This window comes from Burkholderia savannae (genome assembly GCF_001524445.2).
In the GTDB taxonomy this organism is placed as follows: domain Bacteria; phylum Pseudomonadota; class Gammaproteobacteria; order Burkholderiales; family Burkholderiaceae; genus Burkholderia; species Burkholderia savannae.
In genome coordinates this window covers 1,952,783-1,974,810 of sequence record NZ_CP013418.1, presented here as the reverse complement: position 1 = coordinate 1,974,810, position 22,028 = coordinate 1,952,783, and the positions used below count along the sequence as shown (strand labels likewise).

At 70.6% G+C, this 22,028-nt stretch carries 17 protein-coding genes; 15 read left to right on the top strand and 2 right to left on the bottom strand.

The features are described 5' to 3' along the window. Nucleotides 1-656 precede the first annotated feature (656 nt). From WS78_RS29815 to WS78_RS29745, 15 genes are all read left to right on the top strand, one after another. On the top strand, nucleotides 657-2,234 hold the full coding sequence (locus tag WS78_RS29815; protein ID WP_038755099.1) for an ABC transporter substrate-binding protein: 1,578 nt from the start codon (nucleotides 657-659) through the stop codon (nucleotides 2,232-2,234). Between the two features lie 91 nt (nucleotides 2,235-2,325). Continuing rightward, nucleotides 2,326-3,279 (top strand): ABC transporter permease, encoded by a 954-nt coding sequence (locus tag WS78_RS29810; RefSeq protein ID WP_038755101.1) that lies wholly within the window; start codon nucleotides 2,326-2,328, stop codon nucleotides 3,277-3,279. A gap of 35 nt (nucleotides 3,280-3,314) precedes the next feature. Then, complete coding sequence (locus WS78_RS29805; protein ID WP_038755104.1) at nucleotides 3,315-4,271, top strand: ABC transporter permease; 957 nt, start codon at nucleotides 3,315-3,317, stop codon at nucleotides 4,269-4,271. Beyond that, nucleotides 4,272-6,146, top strand: a complete 1,875-nt coding sequence (locus WS78_RS29800) for an ABC transporter ATP-binding protein (RefSeq protein WP_038755107.1) — start codon at nucleotides 4,272-4,274, stop codon at nucleotides 6,144-6,146. It abuts the gene before it with no gap. Nucleotides 6,147-6,272: 126 nt separating this feature from the next. Then, nucleotides 6,273-8,315: a hydantoinase/oxoprolinase family protein gene (locus WS78_RS29795; protein ID WP_059575639.1), complete on the top strand. Its 2,043-nt coding sequence runs from the start codon at nucleotides 6,273-6,275 to the stop codon at nucleotides 8,313-8,315. Nucleotides 8,316-8,328: 13 nt separating this feature from the next. Beyond that, nucleotides 8,329-10,338 (top strand): hydantoinase B/oxoprolinase family protein, encoded by a 2,010-nt coding sequence (locus WS78_RS29790; protein WP_059575637.1) that lies wholly within the window; start codon nucleotides 8,329-8,331, stop codon nucleotides 10,336-10,338. 405 nt (nucleotides 10,339-10,743) lie between these two features. Beyond that, nucleotides 10,744-12,225 carry an aldehyde dehydrogenase family protein gene (locus tag WS78_RS29785; RefSeq protein WP_059575635.1) on the top strand — a complete coding sequence of 494 codons (1,482 nt, stop codon included), beginning with the start codon at nucleotides 10,744-10,746 and terminating at the stop codon, nucleotides 12,223-12,225. Beyond that, nucleotides 12,225-12,536: a hypothetical protein gene (locus tag WS78_RS36570; protein ID WP_156437392.1), complete on the top strand. Its 312-nt coding sequence runs from the start codon at nucleotides 12,225-12,227 to the stop codon at nucleotides 12,534-12,536. The genes WS78_RS29785 and WS78_RS36570 overlap by 1 nt, the downstream gene beginning before the upstream one ends. A gap of 171 nt (nucleotides 12,537-12,707) precedes the next feature. Then, a complete protein-coding gene (locus tag WS78_RS29775) occupies nucleotides 12,708-13,376 on the top strand; it encodes a haloacid dehalogenase type II (protein WP_059575630.1) in 669 nt (222 codons plus the stop codon). A 64-nt stretch (nucleotides 13,377-13,440) separates the two neighbouring features. Next, entirely contained in the window at nucleotides 13,441-14,718 is a 1,278-nt protein-coding gene (locus WS78_RS29770; protein ID WP_038755125.1) for an NAD(P)/FAD-dependent oxidoreductase, read from the top strand. A gap of 79 nt (nucleotides 14,719-14,797) precedes the next feature. After that, complete coding sequence (locus WS78_RS29765) at nucleotides 14,798-15,106, top strand: (2Fe-2S)-binding protein (protein ID WP_038755128.1); 309 nt, start codon at nucleotides 14,798-14,800, stop codon at nucleotides 15,104-15,106. Continuing rightward, nucleotides 15,088-16,506, top strand: a complete 1,419-nt coding sequence (locus WS78_RS29760; protein ID WP_052145217.1) for an FAD/NAD(P)-dependent oxidoreductase — start codon at nucleotides 15,088-15,090, stop codon at nucleotides 16,504-16,506. The genes WS78_RS29765 and WS78_RS29760 overlap by 19 nt, the downstream gene beginning before the upstream one ends. Continuing rightward, nucleotides 16,506-17,657, top strand: a complete 1,152-nt coding sequence (locus WS78_RS29755) for an NAD(P)/FAD-dependent oxidoreductase (RefSeq protein WP_197419382.1) — start codon at nucleotides 16,506-16,508, stop codon at nucleotides 17,655-17,657. Before WS78_RS29760 ends, WS78_RS29755 begins: the two co-directional genes overlap by 1 nt. Before the next feature lie 160 nt (nucleotides 17,658-17,817). Further along, nucleotides 17,818-18,258, top strand: a complete 441-nt coding sequence (locus WS78_RS29750; protein ID WP_226377256.1) for a helix-turn-helix transcriptional regulator — start codon at nucleotides 17,818-17,820, stop codon at nucleotides 18,256-18,258. A 226-nt stretch (nucleotides 18,259-18,484) separates the two neighbouring features. Further along, entirely contained in the window at nucleotides 18,485-19,507 is a 1,023-nt protein-coding gene (locus tag WS78_RS29745; protein WP_038755133.1) for a PhnD/SsuA/transferrin family substrate-binding protein, read from the top strand. Nucleotides 19,508-19,799: 292 nt separating this feature from the next. Here WS78_RS29745 and WS78_RS29740 read toward each other — a convergent pair whose 3' ends face one another. Together WS78_RS29740 and WS78_RS29735 are read right to left on the bottom strand one after the other, a co-directional pair. Then, on the bottom strand, nucleotides 19,800-20,747 hold the full coding sequence (locus WS78_RS29740; RefSeq protein WP_059575627.1) for a GNAT family N-acetyltransferase: 948 nt from the start codon (nucleotides 20,745-20,747) through the stop codon (nucleotides 19,800-19,802). Next, nucleotides 20,744-22,018, bottom strand: coding sequence for a phenylacetate--CoA ligase family protein (locus tag WS78_RS29735; RefSeq protein WP_197424675.1), 1,275 nt, complete (start codon nucleotides 22,016-22,018; stop codon nucleotides 20,744-20,746). Before WS78_RS29735 ends, WS78_RS29740 begins: the two co-directional genes overlap by 4 nt. Nucleotides 22,019-22,028: the final 10 nt, after the last annotated feature.

Genomic DNA, 22,028 nt, shown 5'->3' with positions numbered 1-22,028 from the left:
GGCGCGAACGAAGCCGAGCCGTTCGCGGCAGCTCGCGCGCGTGTGCCGTCGAAGCCGCCGCCGCTGCCGCCGCCGTCGCCGTCGCTGCCGTCGCCATCGGCGAATGCGAAGCGCGCGGCCGCCGCGCGCAGGCCCGAGCGGCGACGCGGCGCGCACCGCACGCGCGGCGTCGGGCGGCGCCTTCGCTCGCCCCGATGCTTCGGCCACTGGCACACCGAAGCGGCGCCCGCCTAGGACGATCTTCCCGTTTGCGCGGCGCTCGCCGCCGGGCGCGCGAATCGATGCGAAACGCATGGTCCGGCGCGCAAGAACGCGGCGGTTGTGCCGAATCGGCTTTTTTGTCGACGATTGCCGCGATGCGCGCCCCATTACGATTTACGCCAGGACGTGACGAGCCGAAACCGCGCCGCCGGGACGCCGTTCGCCGGCGGGTTTTCGCGGATGCGCAGCAAATCGTGCTGCGCGGACCACCCAAAACGGTCGAATCGTGTTGTCGAGGCGCGTCTAATCGCGACATTCGGCATTTTTTTCGATGCTTAAATCGTCTTGAAACGCGCATCGCGGGAACCGGCGCCAGCAGGCGGACCCGGGCCAAACGTCGGAACAAAAAAACTGCTGGACACCCAGGATCAACCTTCTTGTTAGGAGCTGTTCGGATGAGCGACGAAATCAAGCATGGCGGCTTCACGCGCCGCGACATGATGCGCGTGATGGCCGCGGGGGGCGTGTTGGCGACGGGCGCGGCGGGCGGGCTGCTGGCCGGCGCGCGATCCGCGTTCGCCGCTCCGGCGCCCAAGCGCGGCGGCAAGATCCGCGTCGCGTACGACGCGAGCTCGACCGCCGACACGCTCGATCCGGCGAAGGGCTCGACGGGCGCGGACTACATCCGCTGCTTCCTGTTCTACAGCGGCTTGACGCAGCTCGACGAGAGCCTCACGCCGCAGCCGAACATCGCCGAATCGGTGCAGACGAAGGATGCGAAGACCTGGGTCGTCAAGCTGCGCCGCGGCGTGACGTTCCACGACGGCAAGCCGCTCGCGCCCGCCGACGTCGTCTATTCGCTGACGCGCCACAAGAACGCGGCGACCGCGTCGAAGGTGAAGTCGCTCGCCGACCAGTTCGCCGACGTCAAGGCGACGGGCCCGAACGAGGTCACGCTCACGCTCGACAACGCGAACGCCGACCTGCCGGTGATTCTGGCGACGCCGCAGTTCGTGATCGTGAAGGACGGCACGACCGATTTCTCGCAGGCGATCGGCACGGGCCCGTACAAGCTGAAATCGTTCAAGCCGGGCGTGTCGACCGTCGGCGTGCGCAACGACGGCTACTGGAAATCGGGCGCGCCGTATCTCGACCAGATCGAGCTGATCGGCATCGGCGACGCGGCCGCGCGCGTGAACGCGCTGCTGTCGGGCGATGTGCAGCTCATCAACGGCGTCGATCCGCGCTCGACGCAGCGGGTTGCGTCGACGGCGGGCTTCGTGGTGAAGGAGACGAAGTCGGGCCTCTACACGGACTTGATCCTGCGCCGCGACAACGCGATGACGGGCAACATGGATTTCGTCAACGGGATGAAGTACCTGTTCGACCGCGAGCAGATCCGCTCGGCCGTGTTCCGCGGCTATTCGGTGATCGCGAACGATCAGCCGATTCCGCCCGGGCATCGCTACTTCAACGCGTCGCTGGCGCAGCGGCCGTTCGATCTCGACCGCGCGAAGTTCCATTTCCAGAAGGCGGGCGCGATCGGCACGACGCTGCCGCCGATCTACGCGACGACCGACGCGAACGGCTCGGTCGAGATGGCGGTGCTGCTGCAGCAGACGGCCGCGAAGATCGGCGTGAACCTGACGGTGAACCGCGTGCCCGCCGACGGCTACTGGTCGAACCACTGGATGAAGCATCCGATCGGCTTCGGCAGCATCAACCCGCGCTCGAGCGCCGACGTGCTGTTCACGCAGTTCTTCAAGTCGGATGCGACGTGGAACGAGTCGGGCTGGAAGAACCCGAAGTTCGACCAGCTGCTGCTCGCCGCGCGCTCGGAAACCGACGAGGCGAAGCGCAAGCAGATGTACGGCGAGATGCAGGCGCTCGTATCGGAGCAGGGCGGGATCGGCATTCCGGCGTTCATCAGCCTGCTCGATGCGCACGACAAGCGCCTGAAGGGGCTCGGCTCGATCCCGACGGGCGCGCTGATGGGCTTCCAGTTCGCCGAGCATGTCTGGTGGGAAGCGTGACGCGCGCGTGATGCGCACGTGATGGAGCCGGCATCGCCGGGCGCGCGTCGCTCCCGGGCCCGGCTCGCCGCATATCGAAGAGGCTTCGAGCATGAACCAGACCATAGTCGAATTGATCGGCAAGCGGATCGCGCTGACGGCGCTCACGCTGCTGATCGTGTCGGTGATCATCTTCGCGATCACGAACCTGCTGCCGGGCGACGCCGCGCAAGCGGCGCTCGGGCAGTCGGCGACGCCGGAGACGGTCGCCGCGCTGCGCCAGCAGTTCGGCCTCGATCAGCCGGTTCATCTGCGCTACGGCCACTGGCTCGCGCAGGTGCTGCACGGCGATTTCGGCAAGTCGCTGTCGAGCGGGCTGCCGGTCGCCGAGATGATCGACGGGCGGCTGCCGAAATCGCTGACGCTCGCCGCGATCACGACGGCGGTGTCGGTGCCGGTCGCGCTCGTGCTCGGCATCCTCGCGGCGGTGAAACGCGAGACCGTGATCGACCGGATCGTGAGCCTCGGCACGCTGTCGCTCGTCGCGACGCCCGAGTTCCTGATCGCGACGGTCGCGGTGCTCGTGCTCGCGGTCAAGCTGCACTGGCTGTCCGCGCTGTCGTACGGCGGCGAGATCGACAGCGTCGATCACTTCCTGCGCGCGTATGCGATGCCGGTGCTCACGCTGTGCGCGGTCGTGATCGCGCAGATGGCGCGGATGACGCGCGCGGCGGTGATCGAGCAGCTCGGCGCGTCGTACGTCGAGATGGCGATGCTCAAGGGCGCGAGCCCCGCGCGCGTCGTGCTGCGCCACGCGCTGCCGAACGCGATCGGCCCGATCGCGAATGCGGTTGCGCTGAGCCTGTCGTATCTGCTCGGCGGCGTGATCGTCGTCGAGACGATCTTCAACTACCCGGGCCTCGCGAGCCTGATGGTCGACGCGGTGTCGAACCGCGATTTCCCGCTCGTCCAGGCGTGCACGATGATCTTCTGCTCCGGCTATCTGGCGCTCGTGCTGCTCGCCGACCTGTGCTCGATCGTCTCGAATCCGAAGCTGCGGACATGACGACCCCCGAACCTCTTTCGACGGAGACGCGGCCCATGAACCACGCCGATCTGATTCAACGCAGCAGCGCCACGCCCGCCGACGGCCGCGAGCCGGCGTGGAACGGCGGCTCGCCGCCCGGCGCGCCCGCCCCGCGCGCCGCGCGCAAGCCGCTCGCCGCGCGGCTGCGGCTGTCCAAGGGCGGCTGGGCGGGCCTCGCGATGGTGAGCGTCGCGCTGTTCGTCGCGGTGTTCGCGCCGTGGCTCGCGCCGCACTCGGTCGGCTCGATCGTGTCGGCCGACGTGTTCGCCGCGTTCAGCGCGAAGCTGCCGCTCGGCTCCGACTACCTCGGCCGCGACATGCTGAGCCGCATCATCTACGGCACGCGCCTGACGGTGCTGCTCGCGCTCGCGGCGGCGCTTCTCGCCGCGATCACCGGCACGTCGCTCGGCTTGCTCGCGACGGTCGCGGGCCGCGCGGTCGACGAAACGATGAGCCGCCTGCTCGACGCGATCACGTCGATCCCGTCGAAGATGTTCGCGCTGATGCTGGTCGCGGTGTTCGGCTCGTCGCTGCCGCTTTTGATCGTCACGGCCGCGATCAGCTACATGCCGGGCTCGTACCGGATCGCGCGCTCGCTCGCGCTCAACATCAGCACGTACGAATACGTGCAGGTCGCGCGCGCGCGCGGCGAGAGCCCGGTCTACATCGCGTGCGTCGAGATGCTGCCGAACATGATCCACCCGATGCTCGCCGACACCGGCCTGCGCTTCACGTTCGTCGTGCTGCTCCTGAGCGGCCTGAGCTTTCTCGGCCTCGGCGTGCAGCCGCCGTACGCGGACCTCGGCTCGCTCGTGCGCGAGAACATCGCCGGGCTCGGCGACGGCTCGCCCGTCGTCATCATGCCGGCGCTCGCGATCGCGATCGTCACGGTCGGCGTGAACCTGCTGATCGACGGCCTGCCGCACCGCGGCCGCCGCAGCGACGCGGCGCTCGCCGCAGGAGAACACTGAATGAACGCGAATCGCGAAAACCTCGTCGAGGTGCGCGGGCTGCGCGTCGTCGGCGGCCGCCCGGGCGAGCCCGTCACGACGATCGTGCACGGCGTCGACTTCGACGTGCGGCGCGGCGAAGTGCTCGCGCTGATCGGCGAATCGGGCTCCGGCAAGACGACGATCGCGCTGTCGCTGATGGGCCACGCGCGCAGCGGCTGCCGGATCGCGGGCGGCGCGATCCGCGTCGGCGACGCCGACGTGCGCGCGCTGTCCGACCCGGCGCTCGCGTCGCTGCGCGGCCGCAAGGTCGCGTACATCGCGCAGAGCGCGGCCGCCGCGTTCAATCCGGTGCGCACGATCCTCGATCAGGTGATCGAGAGCGCGCTGATCCACAAGACGCTGACGCGGCGCGCGGCCGAGGCGAAGGCGGTCGAACTGTTCCGCGCGCTCGCGCTGCCCGAGCCGGAGAAGATCGGCGCGCGCTACCCGCACCAGGTGTCGGGCGGGCAGCTTCAGCGGCTGATGGCCGCGATGGCGCTCATCACCGATCCGGAGCTCGTGATCCTCGACGAGCCGACCACCGCGCTCGACGTGACCACGCAGATCGACGTGCTGCAGGCATTCAAGCGCGTGATCCGGCAGTGCGGGATGACGGCCGTGTACGTGTCGCACGATCTCGCAGTGGTCGCGCAGATGGCGGACCGGATCGTCGTGCTGAGCGACGGCCGCATCCGCGAGATCGGCGACACCGAGCAGATTCTGCACGCGCCGGCGCATCCGTACACGCAGAGCCTGATCGCCGCGGTCACGCCGAGCGATTTCGCGCGCGCGGCCTCGGGCGCGACGGCGCGGGCCGCCGCGCGGCCGCTCCTCGAAGTGCGGCGCGTGACGGCCGGCTACGGCCGCAAGGACGCGAAGGGCCGGCCCGCGAAGACGATTCTCGACGACGTCGAGCTGTCGATCGGCCGCGGACAAACCGTCGGCGTGATCGGCGAATCGGGCTCGGGCAAGACGACGCTCGCGAAGGTGATCGCGGGCCTCGTGCCGGCCGCGGGCGGCCAGCTGCTGCTCGACGGCGCGCCGCTGCCGGGCGATCTGGGCCGCCGCACGAAGGAGCAGTACCGGCGCATCCAGATCGTGTTCCAGAACGCGGATACCGCGCTCAATCCGGCGCACACGGTCGAGCGCACGCTCGCGCGGCCGCTCGCGTTCTATCACGGGATGAAGGGCGAGCGCGCGCGGCGGCGCGTCGCCGAGCTGCTCGAGCTCGTGCGGCTGCCGGCGTCGATCGCCGCGCGCCGCACGGTCGAGCTGTCCGGCGGACAGAAGCAGCGCGTGAACCTCGCGCGCGCGCTCGCGGCCGAGCCGGATCTGATCCTCTGCGACGAAGTGACGTCCGCGCTCGACACGGTGGTCGGCGCGGCGATCATGGAGCTGCTGCGCGACCTGCAACGCAAGCTCGGCGTGTCGTATCTGTTCATCACGCACGACATCGCGAAGGTGCGCGCGATCAGCGACGACATCGTCGTGCTGTACGCGGGCCGGCGCGTCGAGACGGGCAGCCGCGACGCGCTGTGCGCGCCGCCGTTCCATCCGTATTCGCATCTGCTCGTGTCGTCCGCGCCCGAGCTGCGCGCGGGCTGGCTCGACGACGCGACCGAGCGCTGCCGCCGCCCGCTCGCGCCGATCGGCCCGCCGGCCGACAACCCCGAGCTGTGCGCGTTCCTGCCGCGCTGCGCGGCGCGCATCGACGGCGTGTGCAACCGGGCGACGCCGTCGATGCGCACGCTCGACAACGGCGCGCAGGTGCTCTGCCATCGCAGCGAGGCCGACCTGATCCAGTTCCAGGCGCTGCCCGCGGCGGCGGCGCTCGCGGGCGCGGAGCGCGCGTGAAGCGGGCGGGCAAGCGGCGCGGCGCTCGCCGGCGCGCGGCCGCGCGTCCCGAAGCGCGGCTTCGGATGGTCTTTCCGGTCGTTCGGCGGGCCGCGTCCGCCGGGCATCAATGAACGAGGAATCTTCGTGGGAATCCGAATCGGGGTGGACATCGGCGGCTCATTCGCCGATTTCGCGGTGCTCGACGACGCGACGGGCGAATTGAAGACGCTGAAGGTGTTTTCGCGGCCGGACAGCCCCGGCAGCGAAGTGCTGCGCGGAATGGAGGCGCTCGGCGAGCGCTACGGGATCGCGCCGCGCGACGTCGCGTACTTCACGCACGGCACGACGGTCGGCGTGAACGCGGTCGTGCAGCGCAAGGGCCTGCGGCTCGGGCTCGTGACGACGCGCCATTTCGAGGACGTGCTCGACCTCGCGCGGCTGAAGGGCCCCGACATGTACAACCTGCTGTCGAAGCGCCCCGCGCCGCTCGTGCCGCGCGAGCGCGTGTTCGGCGTGATCGAGCGGCTCGCGGCCGACGGCGGCGTCGAGACGCCCGTCGACGAGGCGAGCGTGCTCGACGCGATCGCGCGGCTGCGGCGCGCGAAGTGCGAAGGCGTGGTGATCGCGCTGCTCCATGCGTATCGCAATCCGGCGCACGAGCACGCGGTGAAGGCGATCGTCGAGCGCGAGATGCCGGGCTTCTTCGTGTCGTGCTCGTCGGACGTGTGGCCGATCATCCGCGAATACGAGCGCACGTCGACCGCCGTGATCGGCGGCTACGTGCAGCCGAAGGTGTCGCATTATCTCGGCTCGCTGCAGCGCGCGCTCGCGCAGACGGGCGTGGCGTGCGACATGAAGGTCACGAAATCCAACGGCGGCGTGATGAGCGCCGAAGCGGGCAAGACCAACTGCGTGCAGATGATCCTGTCCGGCACCGCGTCCGGCGTGATCGGCGCCGCGTACGTCGCGAGGCAGAGCGGCCTCGCGCGCTGCATGAGCCTCGACATCGGCGGCACGACGGCCGACGTCGCGCTGATCGTCGACGGCGAGCCGCAGTACGCGAGCGGCGAATACATCGGCGATTTCCAGATCCACATTCCTTCGGTGTCCGTGTCGTCGATCGGCGACGGCGGCGGCTCGATCGCGTGGGTCGACGATTTCGGCGTACTGAAGGTGGGCCCGGACAGCGCGGGCTCGAATCCGGGGCCCGTCTGCTACGGGCGCGGCGGCACGCGCGCGACGATCACCGACGCGTTCGTCGTGCTCGGCGTGATCGGCAACGCGAGCCTCGGCTACGACTCGGTGAAGGTCGACCGAGCGGCCGCGCATCGCGCGATCGACGCGCTCGCTGAGCGGCTCGGCGCGGATGCATACCGCACCGCCGAGGCGATCGTCGACGTCGCGGTGTCGGGGATGTACGCGGGCGTGAGCCGGATCGTGTCGCGCTTCGGGATCGATCCGCGCGCGTTCGCGCTGCTGCCGTTCGGCGGCGCGGGGCCGATGCTCGCGTGCCATTTCGCGCGCGCGATCGGCATCGACGAGATCGTCGTGCCGATCGCGCCGGGCGTGCTGAGCGCGCTGGGCGGCCTGATCGCCGATACGCGCAACGATTTCGTGAAGACCGCTTACTACGATCTCGACGCGGCGTCGCTCGCGCGCCTTTCCGACGACGCGCGCGCGCTCGAACGCGCGGCGCGCGCGTGGATCGCCGATCAGATCGGCGACGATCGCGACGCGCGAATCGCGGTGTCGGCGGACATGCGCTACAAGGGCCAGTCGTTCGAGATCGACACGCCGCTCGAGCTCGACTGGCTGCACGGCGGCGATCCCGCGCCGCTGCGCGACGCGTTTCATCGCGAGCACGCGCGCCTGTACGGCCACGGCGATCCGGGCGCGCGCGTGCAGGTGGTCGCGCTGCGGCTCGTGATCTCGGCCGCGACGCCGAAGCCCGCGCTGAAGGCCGTCGACGCGAGCGACGCGCCGCCCGCGCCCGTGAGCACGATCCGCGTGTTCATGAACGGCGCGTTCCACGACGCGGCGCTCTACCTGCGCCGCGACCTGAAGGCGGGCCAGCGCTTCGACGGCCCGGCCGTGATCGCGCAGGACGACTGCACGACGACGGTGCTGCCGGGCTACCGCGGCCGCGTCGACGCGCTCGGCCAGCTGATCCTCTTGCGCGCGAACTGATCCGGAGAACGCAATGCAATTCGACAAATCGGTGCTGCAGATCTTCGCGAACTATTGCGTCGCGGCGGCGGAAAGCATGGCGTACACGCTCGTGCGAACCGCGCATTCGACGTTCGTGAAGGAAACCGAAGATTTTTCGTGCGCGATCATGACGCCGGACGGGCTCACGTTCGCGTCGCCGAAGACGCTCGGCGCGACGTGGTACGTCGGGCTCGACTACGGCTCGGTGATCCGGATGATCGACAGCTACGCGCCGGGCGACGTCTGCATGACGAACGACGCGTACAGCGGCTTCGTCGCGACCCACACGCCCGACATCGTGATCTGGAAGCCGGTGTTTTACGCGGACGAGATCGTCTGCTTCGTCGGCGGGCACATCCACAACACCGACATGGGCGGCGCGGTGCCGGCGTCGCTGTCGCGCACGCTGACCGAGATCCAGCAGGAAGGCGTGCGCTTTCCGCCTTGCAAGATCGTGCGCGCGGGCGTCGTCGACGACGCGCTCGTGCGGATCATGGCGACGAACGTGCGCGCGCCCGAGCAGAACGTCGGCGATCTGCTCGCGCAGCTCGCGTCGCTGCACACCGGCGAGCGGCGCGTGCTGGAGATCGTCGAGCGCTTCGGCATCGACGGCTTCAAGGCCGGGATGCGCGCGCTCCTCGACTATTCGGAGGAGCAGGCGCGCACGATCCTGCGCGGCATTCCCGACGGCGACTACTCGTTCGCCGAATACGCGGACGAGGATTCGGCGAACGGCAAGCCGATGCGCGTCGCGCTGACCGCGCGCATTCGCGGCGGCGAGGTCGAGATGGACTACTCGGGCAGCGATCCGCAACTGCAATCGTCGCTGAACATGCCGACGGGCGGACACGAGCGGCATGCGCTCGCGCTCGTCGGCCTCGTGTACGTGCTCTATACGCTCGATCCCGACATCCTGCTGAACACCGGGATGCTGCGCGTCGCGCGCTGCGTGCTGCCCGAAGGCTCGGTCGTCAACGCCGTGCCGCCCGCCGCGGTCGGCATGCGCAGCCTCACGTGCAAGCTGCTGCATCTGCTGACCTTCGGCGCGTTCGCGCGCGCGGTGCCCGAGCGCCTCGCCGCGTGCCCGGCGGGCGGGCTGTCGATTCTCAGCGTGAAGACGATGAACCGCGAAGGGCAGACGGTGATGGCGTCGATCGGGCCGATCGGCGGCGGCGCGGGCGGCAGCGCCGCCGACGACGGCGAGGACGGCTCCGGCGCGAACAACGCGTTCCTGCGCAACACGCCGGTCGAGATCAACGAGACGGAAGTGCCGATCCGGATCACGCGCTACGGCGTCGCGCCGGGCTCGGGCGGTGCGGGGCGGCATCGCGGCGGGCAGGGGCTCGTGATGGAGTTCCAGGTGTTCGCGCCGAACACGCTCGTGACCGCGCGCAATCGCGATCGCACGCGCTTCGCGTCGTGGGGGCTGCACGGAGGGCGGCCGGGCGGCAACGCGCGCTTCACGCGCAATCCGGGCACGCCGCGCGAAGAGGCGCTCGACAACAACGATCTCGTCGTCTGCGCGCCGGGCGACGTGATCCGGCTCGTCGGCGCGGGCGCGGGCGGCTACGGCCGGCCGATCGAGCGCGAGCCGGCGAAGGTGCGCGACGACGTGCTGCGCGGCTACGTGAGCGCCGACGATGCGCGCGACGTGTACGGCGTCGCGCTCGACGGCGACGAGATCGACGTCGAAGGAACGGCCGCGCTGCGCGAAGCGGCGCGTGCGCGGCTAGCGGGCGACGCCGCGCCGGCGTTCGCGTTCGGCGCGTACCGCGACGCGTTCGAGGCGAAGTGGACGGCCGCGCGCTACGCGGCGCTCACGCGCATCCTCGCCGGCGTGCCGGTGCAATGGCGCCACTTCATCAAGCATCGGCTGTTCGACGCGCTCGATGCGCGCATCGCAGCCGACCGGGCCGGTTGCGCGGGCGGCGGCGGTGAACTCGTCGATGCGCTGTTCGCCGAGCTGTGCCGCGCGTATCCGCAATTGACGCAGGCGGCGTGACGCGATGCGCGGCGTCGTGCGAACGCTGCGCCCGATGCGTACGTCGCGGACGATCCGGGCGGCCGCGCGGACAGGGGCGGCGAACTCGTCGATGCGTCGTTCGCCGGGCCGCGCCGCGCGCATCCGCCACGGGTGCGGCCGGCGTAGCGCGATGCGCGGCGCCGCGCGACGAATGCACACGATGCGAGCGGCGCTGACGGCGTCGCGGGGCCTCGCGCGACGCGTCTCTCGCGGCGCGGTTTCGGTTTGTGCCGCAAGAGGCGGCCGCGTTGCGCGCATGGCCGGCGTTGCGGGCATCGACGGCGTCGCCCGCGGCGCGAGCATGCGCCGTCGTCGCCGCGCATCGCGAGCGCTGCCGCCGCGCGCGTCGCGCCGTTTTTTCTCCATGTTTCAGGAACACACACGATGGACAGTTTCGATCCCGCGCGCGTCGCGGTCCGCAGCGCGCACTTCATCGGCGGCCGGCATGTCGACGGCCCGGGCGTCATCGACGTGAAGCGGCCGTCGGACGGCGTCGCCTACGCGGCGCTGCCGGCGGCGGACGCGTCGCTCGTCGACCGGGCGGTGGACGATGCGTGGCTTGCGTTCAGGACGAGCGACTGGGCGCGCCGCGCGCCGCGCGAACGCGCCCGCGCGATGCGCCGCTGGGCCGAGCTGATCGAGGCCGACGTCGCGACGCTCGCGCCGCTCGAAGCGGTCGGCTCGACGCGCCCGATCGCCGACGCCGCGCGCTGGGACGTGCCGTTCACGGCCGAAGGCATCCGCTTCTTCGCCGAGTGCGCGGACCGCGTCGGCGGCGAAGTCGCGGCGACGCGCGCCGACCATCTCGGGATGACGATCACCGAGCCGTACGGCGTCGTCGCCGCGATCGCACCGTGGAATTTTCCGCTCGTGATGGCGTCGTGGAAGATCGCGCCGGCGCTCGCCGCCGGCAACGCGGTCGTGCTGAAGCCGTCGGAGCTCACGCCGTTCTCGTCGGTGCGGCTCGCGGAGCTCGCGATCGAGGCGGGCGTGCCGCCCGGCGTCTTCAACGTCGTGCACGGCGACGGCCGCACGACGGGCGATGCGCTGTGCCGGCATCCGAAGGTGTCCAAAGTGACGTTCACGGGCTCGAGCCAGACGGGCGCCGCGATCATGGCCGCGTGCGCGCAGCACGGCACCAAGCCCGTGACGCTGGAGCTGGGCGGCAAGAGCCCGCAGCTCGTGTTCGCCGACGCGCCGAATCTCGAGCGCGTCGCGCGGCGCGTCGCGGCGGCGATCGCGGGCAACGCCGGGCAGGTGTGCGTCGCGGGCTCGCGGCTGATCGTCGAGCGCAAGGTTCAGGCGCGCTTCGTCGACGCGGTGGCGGCCGCGTTCGCCGAGCTGCGCCCCGGCGCGACGTGGGCGCGCGGCACGACGCTGCCGCCGATCATCTCCGCGCCGCAGCTTCAGCGGATCGACGGCATCGTGCGGCGCACGCTCGACGGCGGCGCACACGCGGCCGCGGGCGGCGCGCGGATCGAGCTGGCGGGCGACGGCGCGTTCTACGCGCCGACGATCCTTACCGGCGTGACGCCGCAGGCGGAGGCGGTGCGCGAGGAAATCTTCGGGCCGGTGCTGACCGTGCAGGCGTTCGACGACGACGACGAGGCGCTCGCGCTCGCCGCGCACGACCGGTACGGGCTCGCGGCGGGCGTGCACACGGCCGATCTGAGCCGCGCGCTGCGGATGATGCGCGCGATCGAGGCGGGCACCGTGTGGATCAACCGCTACGGGCGCACCGCGGATTTCGCGATTCCGACGGGCGGCTACAAGAGCTCGGGGATCGGCAAGGATCTCGGCCGTCACGCCTACGAAGCGAACCTGCGCGTGAAGAGCGTGCTGATCGATTTCGGCGAGAACGTCTGATGCGGATGCGGATGCGCGGCGTGCATCGTCGGGTACGTGTCGGTTCGATGCGCCGATCGATCGCGCGAGCGTGCGCTTGCGCTCGCGCTTGCGCGATCGCGAAGCGTTCGACGCTGGCGGAAAAGCTGCCGGGCGTCGGCCGGACGGCTTTCGGACAGCATCCGGGCAGCGCCCGGACAGCGGCCGAAAAACACCGCGCCGCCGCGCCGAAATCCGCGCCGCATAGTGTGCTGCGCGGATCGGAAAAAACGGTGGATTCTGTGCCGCGCGAGCGCCAATACAAGGCAACTCGGCTTTTTGAAGGTGATTAAATGATTGGCAACAGGCGTGACCGGCGGCGTGATCGCGGTGCGCCGCGGCTTCGCGAAGGCGGACGGCGGGCATGCGTCGCGCACCCGCCGCCGCGCGGTTTCCGAGTTTCGAATGGTCCCGTCGCACGGGCCTGGTTTTGCTGATTACTGGACAAGCTACAGGACAAGGACATGACCCGATTCAAGCCCAAATACATCACGTTCGACTGCTACGGCACGCTCACGCGCTTCCGGATGGGCGACCTCGCGCGCGAGCTGTTCGCCGATCGCGTGAGCGCCGAGAACATGGAGCAGTTCGTCAAGGACTTCGCCGCGTACCGGCTCGACGAAGTGCTCGGCGCATGGAAGCCCTATCAGGACGTCGTGAAGAACGCGGTCCGCCGCACCTGCAAGCGCTGGCACATCGCGTACGACGACGCCGAGGCGCAGAAGTTCTACGACGCGGTGCCGACCTGGGGCCCGCATCCGGACGTGCCGGAAGGGCTCGCGAAGGTCGCCAAGGAGATTCCGCTCGTGATCCTGTCGAATGCGTCGAACGATCAGATCCAGCGCAACGTCGACAAGCTCGGCGCGCCGTTCCATCGCGTGTACACCGCGCAGATGGCGCAGGCGTACAAGCCGCGGCTGCAGGCGTTCGAATATCTGCTCGACAACCTCGGCTGCGGCCCGGAGGACATCCTGCACGTGTCGTCGAGTCTGCGCTACGACCTGATGTCCGCGCACGACATCGGCATCCGGAACAAGGTGTTCGTCGCGCGCGGCCATGAGCCGTCAACGCCGTTCTACGGCTACACCGAGATCAAGGACATCGGCGGCCTCGCGGGCGTCGTCGGGCTGTGATCGGCGCGAGCCGGCGTCGCGCGACGCCGGCTCGCCTGCGTGGGTCAATCGTGTGAAGGAACCGATGAAATTCGAATCGTACTGGCTGGATACGCGCCCGGAATTTTGCGAAGGCTGCGAGGCGCCCGTCGAAGGGCGCGCGGACGTCGTCGTGATCGGCGGCGGCTTCACCGGGCTGTCGGCCGCGCTCGAACTCGCGAAGCGCGGCGTGCAGGCGGTCGTGCTCGAAGCGGGGCAGATCGCGGCCGAGGCGTCCGGGCGCAACGGCGGCCAGTGCAACACCGGGCTCGCGCAGGATTACGCGGCGCTCGCCGCGCGCGTCGGCGCGCCGCGCGCGCAGGCGTTCTATCGCGCTTATGCGAGTGCCGTCGCGACCGTCGATTCGATCGTCGCCGAGCATGCGATCGACTGCGACTTCCTGCGCACCGGCAAGCTGAAGCTCGCGGCGAAGCCGCAGCATTTCGCCGGGCTCGCGAAGACTTTCGAGCTGCTGCGCCGCGACGTCGATCCGGACGTCGAGCTGATCGAACCCGCGCACATGCGCGACGAAGTCGGCTCGGACCGCTTCTACGGCGGCCTGCTGCAACGTACCGGCGCGCAGATGCACATGGGCAAGTTCGGCGTCGGGCTCGCGCGCGCGGCCGTCGCGCGCGGCGCGCGCGTCTACGAGCACGCGGCCGTCACGCAGTTGAAGCGCCTCGACGGCGAGCGCCATGAGATCACGAGCACGCGCGGCACGATTCGCGCGGATCGCGTGCTGGTCGCGACGGGCGCGTCGCAGCTCGGCCCGTTCCAGTGGTTCCGCCGCCGCATCGCGCCCGTCGGCAGCTTCATCGTCGTCACCGAGCCGCTGCCGAAGGCGCAGCTCGATCGCCTGTTTCCGAACCGGCGCGCGTACGTGACGACGCGCCACATCGGCAACTACTTTCGCGTGACGCCCGACGATCGCCTGCTGTTCGGCGGCCGCGCGCGCTTCGCGCTGTCGAATCCGCACTCCGACGCGAAGAGCGGCGACATCCTGCGAGCGGGGATGGCCGCGTATTTTCCGGAGCTCGCGAACGTGCGGCTCGACTATTGCTGGGGCGGCCTCGTCGACATCACGGCCGACCGCCTGCCGCGCGCGGGCCAGCACGAAGGGCTGTACTACTCGATGGGCTACAGCGGCCACGGCGTGCAGATGTCGGTGCACATGGGCCGCGTGATGGCGGACGTGCTGTACGGCGCGGCCGCGAGCAATCCGTGGCGCGAGCTCGACTGGCCGGCGATGCCGGGCCACTTCGGGCACGCGTGGTTCCTGCCGTTCGTCGGTGCGTACTATCGCCTGCAGGACATCCTGCATTGAAGCCGACGACGCCCGGCGCGCGCCGCGCCGCTTCCGATCACGATGCGCTTCGTTCACGCGGAGCGACTGGAGGGCACCCATGAAATCGCGATTCGTTCGGCTGGCCGAAACCGAACGCGCAACCGTGACGTTTCGCGTCGACGGGCGGGCGGTCGACGCGCTCGAAGGCGACACGCTGCTCGTGGCGATGCTTTGCCACACGGGCCATGTCCGGCAATCGGAATTCGGCCCCGAGGCGCGCGCGGGCTTCTGCCTGATGGGCGCTTGTCAGGACTGCTGGGTATGGACGGCCGACGGCGGGCGCGTGCGCGCGTGCACGACGCTCGTCGACGCGTCGCTCGACGTCGTCACGCGACAGCCGGAGGCGCAATGGCCGAACCTCGCGTGATCGTCGTCGGCGCGGGGCCGGCGGGCGTGCGCTGCGCGGCGGCGCTGGCGGAGGCGGGCGTGCGAGCGCTCGTGATCGACGAAGGGCGCCGCGACGGCGGACAGATCTATCGTCGGCAGCCCGAACAGTTCTCGCGGCCGTATGCGAAGCTGTACGGCACCGAGGCGCGACGCGCGCTCGATCTGCACGGCACGTTCGAGCGGCTGCGCGCGATGGTCGACTACTCGCCCGACACGCTCGCGTGGAACGTGTCGGGCGGCGCGCTCTACACGATGCGCGCGGGTTGCTCGGCGCGCCATCCGTACGATGCGCTGATCCTCTGCCCCGGCGCGACCGATCGGCTGATGCCCGTGAAGGGCTGGCAATACGCGGGCGCATACAGCCTGGGCGCGTCGCAGATCGCGCTGAAGGCGCAGGCGTGCGCGATCGGCTCGGAAGTCGTGTTCATGGGCACGGGGCCGCTGTTGTATCTGGTCGCGAGCCAGTACGTGCAGGCGGGGGCGAACGTCGCGGCGGTGCTCGACACGTCGCCCGCGCGCAACCGGCTGCGCGCGCTGCCGAAGCTGCTCGCGCGGCCCGACGCGCTGTTCAAGGGAGCGCGGCTCGTCGCGTCGCTCAAGGAGCGCGGCGTGACGATCGAAACCGGCGTGACGCCCGTCGAAATCCACGGCGGCGACGCGTGCGGCGTGACGGGCGTGAGCTATCGCGATGCGCGCGGCGAAGCCCGCCGCATCGGCTGCGATGCGGTCGCGCTCGGCTATCACCTGCGGCCCGAGACGCAATTGGCCGATCTCGCGGGGTGCGCGTTCCGCTTCGACGCCGGCACGCGCCAGTGGCTGCCGCAGCGCGACGACATGGGGCGGGCGACCGTCGAGCGCGTCTATCTGGCGGGCGACGGCGCGCGCATTCTCGGCGCGGACGGCGCGGAGGCGGCGGGCGAGCTCGCCGCGCTCGCCGCGTTGAAGGACCTCGGGCGTGCGGTCGACGAACGCCGGATCGCCGCGCTGCAACGCACGCTCGCGAAGATGGACCGCTTTCGCGCGGGCCTCGCGCAAGCGTTTCCGTGGCCCGCGCGGCAGGCTGCGCAACTGTCCGACGATACGATCGTGTGCCGCTGCGAGGGCATCAGCGCGGGCGAGCTGCGCCGCGTGATCCGCGACGAGGGCGCGTGCGAGGCGAATCGCGCGAAGGCGTTCAGCCGCGTCGGCATGGGGCGCTGCCAGGGGCGTTATTGCGGCCACGCGGCGGCCGAGGTGATCGCGGACGCGACGAAGCTGCCGCTCGAGGCGGTCGGCCGGTTGCGCGGGCAGGCGCCCGTCAAGCCGCTCGCGATCGCCACGCGCGCGAGCGAGGACACGCCGCGCACCCGCGCGACGGACGAAACAGTGGAGGAATCGTGATGCGGGCCGATGCGGATGTGGTGATCGTCGGCGGCGGCTTCATGGGCGCGGCGGCCGCGTTCTTCCTGCGCCGGCGCGGACGTTCGGTGATCCTGATCGAACGCGCGCTGATCGGACAGCAGGCGAGCGGCACGAACTTCGGCAACGTGCGCCGGCAGGGCCGCTACCTGCCGCAACTGCCGCTCGCGAACCGGTCGCGCGAGATCTGGGGGCGGCTGCCCGAGCTGATCGGACACAGCGCGGAGTTCCTGCAGACCGGGCACATTCGCGTGTGCTACCGGCAGGAGCAGGACGACACGTTCGAGGCCTACGCGAAGGAAGCGAGCCATTACGGGCTGAAGCTCGATCTGTACCGGGGCGCGGCGATGCGCGCGAAGTTTCCGTTTCTCGGCCCCGAGATCCTGAGCGCGTCGCATTCGGAGATGGACGGCCATGCGAACCCGCGGCTCGCGGCGCCGGCGTTCGGCCGCGCGGCGGCGCGCGCGGGCGCGAGGATCGAGGAGAACACCGCGATCGTGACCGTCGAGAAGGACGGCGACACGTTCCGCGCGAGCACCGCCGACGGCCGCGTGTTCTGCGCGCCGAATCTGCTCGTGACCGCGGGCGCGTGGGGCAGCCAGTTGAGCGCGCAGTTCGGCGAAGCGGTGCCGATCGAAGTGAACGGCCCGCAGATGGCCGTCACCGAGCCCGTGCCGTACGCGATCCGGCCGGTTGTCGGCGTATCTTCGCCGCACATCGAGGAAGTCGTGTACTTCCGGCAGGTGGAGCGCGGCAACATCGTGATCGGCGGCTGCGCGCGCGCGAGCGCGTATCTCGACGAGCGCCGCGCGAAGGTGCTGCCGGAAAGCACGCTGCTGCAGTTTCGCCAGCTCGCGCGCGTCGCGCCCGCGCTCGCGCGGCTGAACATCATCCGCGTGTGGAGCGGCGTGGAAGGCTACATGCCCGACGATCGCCCGATCATGGGACGCAGCGCGAAGGTCGACGGCCTCTATTACGCATTCGGCTTTTGCGGGCATGGCTTCCAGCTCGGGCCGGGCGTCGGCGATACGATGGCCGAACTGATCGACAGCGGCGCGACGCGCACCCCGATCGAGCCGTTTTCGATCGCGCGCTTCGTGTCGCCGCCAACGGTCGCGCAAGCGGCGGCGTGACGGAGCGCGCATGGCGAACGTTCCGGATCGCATCGACGCCGCCGCGCCCGCTGCGGCGTGCGCGGCGGCGCGCCCTGGGGCACGCCCGGAGTCTCGTCACGGGTCTCGTCCCGAGTCGCGCGCCGTATCGCGTCCCGAGTCGCGCCCCGTATCGCGCGCCGTGTGCTGCGCGCTGCGCTTCATCGACACGCACTTCGCGCAGCCGCTCAATCTGCACATGCTCGCGGACGTCGCGGGCCTGAGCGTGTCGCGATTCGCGGCGCGCTTTCGAGACGAAGTGGGCCTGTCGCCGCATCGCTATCTGTGCCGCGTGCGGATACGTCGCGCGCAGGATCTGTTGCTGCGGGGCGTGCCGCCTTCCGTCGTCGCGACCGAAGTCGGCTTCTTCGACCAGAGCCACCTCGGCCGGCATTTCCGGCGGGCGGTCGGGCTCACGCCGTGCGACTACGTCGCGCGGCCTGTCGCGCTGCTCGACGAACCGAATCTCGATGCGCCTGACGATGCGCCCGCGCGGATGAGCCGCGCGCGTGCGGCGTCGAGACCGCCGGGACGCGGCGCCGAGTGCTGCGGCGTTCGGTCGAGCGCGTGTGGCGACGCGTGAGCGTGCGGACTGAGCGCGATGCGGGCCGCACGCGGCGAGTGCGATGAGTGAGATGAGTGCGATGCGTGCGGCGCGATGTCCGCGCACGTCGCTCATTGCCGGATAGCGCTTTGCAATAAGCATTTCGCAAATCGATGTTTGTTCCGCTTCGGGCGATTCCATAAGCTTGGCGTTTCGTCGGTCGTGCGATCGTGCGCGGCGACGTTCGTTCGAGAGGCTTCCGCCGATGAATCGTCACGCTTTCCCGCCGCCGTTCGCCGCCCGCCGCCGCGCGTTGCGCTGCCTTGCCGTCGCGTCGGCCGCGGCGCTCGCCGGCCGCGTTGCGCCGACAACGGCGGCGCAGCGGGCGGCGGCCGCGACGGCGGGCGTCGACGTGTCCGGCGTCACGCTCGTGCTCGGCGATCAGGCGGGCGGCCTGCGTGCGCTCGCCGAGGCGGCGCGCGTGCTGAACGACACGCCGTATCGATTCCGCTGGGCGAATTTCCAGGGCGCGGCGCCGCTCTTCGAAGCGCAACGCGCGGGCGCGATCGACCTCGCGCCCGCGGGCGACTTGCCGGTGCTCACCGCCGCGCTCGGCGATCCGGCGCTGCGGATCGTCGCGACGCGCGTCGGCTCGCCGGCGTCGCTCGGCATCGTCGTGCAGCCCGATTCGCCGGTGCGCGACGTGGCCGACCTGAAGGGGCGCACGGTTGTCGTATCGTCCGCGCGCGGCAGCATTTCGCAGTACCAGCTTTACGGCGCGCTCGCCGAGCGCGGGCTGTCTCGGCAGGACGTCGACGTGAGATTCGTGCTGCCCGTCGATGCGTTCGCCGCGTTCGAGGCGAAGCGTATCGATATTTGGGCGACGTTCGATCCGTATTACGGGCATGTCGTGAGACGCGGCGCGCGCGTCGTGCGCGACGGCGGCGGCATCAACTCGGGCCTCGCGTTCCTGACGTCGCCCGTCGGTACGCTCGACGACCGCGCGAAGCGCGCGGCGCTCGCCGACGCGCTCGCGCGGCTCGAACGGGCGGGGCGCTGGGCGCTCGCGCATCCGGACGAATACGCGAAGGTCTATGCGGCGCTCACGCGGTTATCGCTCGACACGGCGGCGGACATCACGCGCCGCGCGGCGCTCGCGCAGCGGGCGGTCGGCGCGGCCGACATCGCGACGCTGCAGCAGGTGGCCGATCGCGCGGTGCGCGACGCGATCCTGCCGCGCCGCGTCGACGTCGCGTCGATCGCGGTGCAACGCATCGGCGCGGCTTGATCCGCGAGCGGCCTTCGTTGCGGCGCGATGCGATGTCGCGCGGCGCGAGGCTCATCGGCCGCCCCGGCGACCGGCGTCGGCCTCGATGATCGAGACGCCGTGCCGGCCCCGCTACGCGCGGTGCCGCCGAATCGGGCCGTTCCCGATCTCCGTCGTTGCGACGAAATCCGTCTGCTCGCCGGCCGGCGTCGCGCGCGGGCGCGCCGAGGCTTTTTGCTCGGTGAGCGCGTGACATTCGCGCGCCGCAACGTGATCCACTTCGAGCAACGACCGTCGCACGCCGAGGCCTAATTCATGGACAGCGATTCCCTGATTCGCGCGCACCTGGCTCCGCCTCCGCATAGAGCCGATACAAACGCTCGCCTTGACGATCGCACAGATGTAGCTCCCGTGGCCCCCGTCCGCGCAGCCAAAGCAGCCGCCAGCCGCCGTTCGCGGCGGGCAACAAGCCGCCGAAACGGAATCCGCCGCGCGTCAACACGGGCGCGTGCGCCACATTTTCCGCCGTGGCCGGCAAGCTCAGATCGAGCAACGAACGCGCGGGCAGCGCGGCAATCTCGGCGATCTGCGCTTCACTTGCCCGCGACGTCTCCAGCACGACCCGCAAGCCGTCCCGCGTCAGCGTGAAGTCCGACGCGGCGGAGTCCGGTGCCGGCGGCGCCTCGCCGAACGCCGCGCGCAAACTGTCCAGCCATGCGCGCCAGTGCGCCGGCCAGTCGAGCCGAGGCAGAGGCCACGCACGCAGCGGCAGGCACCCGACCACGATGCTCTCCCGTTCCGCCTGCCCGAACGGCGATTCGACGTAGTCGATCAGCAGCGCCGTGCTGCGAAACCCCAGCGCCAGCGCGACATGCTGGCTGCGCGGATGCGAACAGACCTGCTTGATCGTCACCATGCCGACGCCGAGCCGTCCCGCCGTCGCGTGCAGATGACGGGCGAGCCGGCTCGCGATGCGCTGGCCGCGCGCGTCCGGATGCACAACGTTCAGCGCCAGTTCCGCCAGCCCGGGCCGCGCCGCATCCCGCCACAATGTCGCGTGGCCCAGCAGCCGCCCGTCGCGGACCGCCACCGCCGAGCGCCATCGGCCGCTGACGTTGTGCGCGTGAATCCGGCTCGGCAGATAGACGTCCGGATACACGTAATGCTCGCCATAGACCGCGCGAAACAACGCGCTGACGGGTTCGGCATCGGCCGCCTGATAGTCGCGCACCAATGCCTCCAGCGGATCGCGCTCGCTCATCGCCAGGCCTCCGCATGCGCGTAGTCGCGCTGGTCGACGATCCGCAGCAGCTTGCCCGAGCGCGGATGGGTACGCATCCGTTCCAGTGGCGTCTGCCGTAGCGCCACGCGCAATTGCTGTTCGGCGCACAGTGCCGCGATCGCCGGCTGAGCCATGAATACGGCATCGCGGATTCGTTCGAGATCCAGCGGCGCGCGCGCCGCCAGCAGCAGCGTCAGGCAATCCACGCCGTCCGCGCGCGCGACTTCCAGTTGCCACCCCAGCAGCGCGCATGCTGCGTCGAGCACGCGCCCGAGCGCCTCCGGAAACAGCGACAGCGTGCCGACACGGACCCGGTGGCCATGCGCGGCGCGCCCGAGCAGCGCGAACTTGCGCGCGGGGCCGGGCGGTTCGCGCCAGCACGCGAGATCGCCGCTGGGATAACGGATCACGGGCATCAACCGGCGCTGCAGGTTGGTGACCAGCAGGACGCCCCGGCGCCCGGCTTCGTCGATGGGCTCACCACTCTCCTCGTCGACGATCTCGATCATGCTGTCGTCGTCGAACACGCGATGTTCGCCGTGCCCGCAAGCCTGATCGGCATAGCCGATCAGGCCCGCGTCGACGCTTGCGCAGCCCACCGAGCCGACGCGGGCACGCGGCAATACCTGTGCGAGCAGCGCGATCTGCTCGTCGAACAAGGTCTCGCCGCCGTAGAGCACTGCCCGCACGTCCGGCAAGGTGTGGCCATGCGCCGCCAGGTGACGGGCGAAACGCAGTAACTGCGCCGGCACGCCGGCCAGGACGTTGATGCGGTGCTGGCGAATCGCGGCCGCCAGCACGTCGTGGTCGACATGGCAGGTGAACGGGTACTCGACGAGGGCCACGGGCGCATGCGACAGCGCGCCGTGGATGAACAACAGGCTGGTGTAGAGGTCGCCCGCGAAGAACAGGTTGGCGACCCGGTCGCCGTCGCGCAGCTGGCGCGCGAGGCCCGCGCCGAACGCCTGCACGAACGCGCGCCATTCGGCGCGGCTGAACACCGACAGCTTGCCGTCGCCGGTGGAGCCGCCGGTCTTGAACACGTGGCCGTCGTTCGGCGCGGCGGTCAGCGCGCGCCAGCGCGTCAGGTCCTGCGAATCCCGCCAGTAATCGGCGGGATCGATCGTCGGCAGGTCGGTCAGGCGCCAGCCGTGGGCGGGCAACGCACGGTACAGCGCGCGGTAGTGAGGCGAATGCGCGCGCGCATGCTCGACGAGGGGAATGAGGCGTGGATGCATGGTGATGAGCAATGTATGGACG

Coding starts and splice junctions, on each gene's coding strand:
- WS78_RS29815 (WP_038755099.1), top strand. CDS start 657: ATGAGCGACGAAATCAAGCATGGCGGCTTCACGCGCCGCGACATGATG.
- WS78_RS29810 (WP_038755101.1), top strand. CDS start 2,326: ATGAACCAGACCATAGTCGAATTGATCGGCAAGCGGATCGCGCTGACG.
- WS78_RS29805 (WP_038755104.1), top strand. CDS start 3,315: ATGAACCACGCCGATCTGATTCAACGCAGCAGCGCCACGCCCGCCGAC.
- WS78_RS29800 (WP_038755107.1), top strand. CDS start 4,272: ATGAACGCGAATCGCGAAAACCTCGTCGAGGTGCGCGGGCTGCGCGTC.
- WS78_RS29790 (WP_059575637.1), top strand. CDS start 8,329: ATGCAATTCGACAAATCGGTGCTGCAGATCTTCGCGAACTATTGCGTC.
- WS78_RS29785 (WP_059575635.1), top strand. CDS start 10,744: ATGGACAGTTTCGATCCCGCGCGCGTCGCGGTCCGCAGCGCGCACTTC.
- WS78_RS36570 (WP_156437392.1), top strand. CDS start 12,225: ATGCGGATGCGGATGCGCGGCGTGCATCGTCGGGTACGTGTCGGTTCG.
- WS78_RS29775 (WP_059575630.1), top strand. CDS start 12,708: ATGACCCGATTCAAGCCCAAATACATCACGTTCGACTGCTACGGCACG.
- WS78_RS29770 (WP_038755125.1), top strand. CDS start 13,441: ATGAAATTCGAATCGTACTGGCTGGATACGCGCCCGGAATTTTGCGAA.
- WS78_RS29765 (WP_038755128.1), top strand. CDS start 14,798: ATGAAATCGCGATTCGTTCGGCTGGCCGAAACCGAACGCGCAACCGTG.
- WS78_RS29760 (WP_052145217.1), top strand. CDS start 15,088: ATGGCCGAACCTCGCGTGATCGTCGTCGGCGCGGGGCCGGCGGGCGTG.
- WS78_RS29755 (WP_197419382.1), top strand. CDS start 16,506: ATGCGGGCCGATGCGGATGTGGTGATCGTCGGCGGCGGCTTCATGGGC.
- WS78_RS29745 (WP_038755133.1), top strand. CDS start 18,485: ATGAATCGTCACGCTTTCCCGCCGCCGTTCGCCGCCCGCCGCCGCGCG.
- WS78_RS29740 (WP_059575627.1), bottom strand. CDS start 20,747: ATGAGCGAGCGCGATCCGCTGGAGGCATTGGTGCGCGACTATCAGGCG.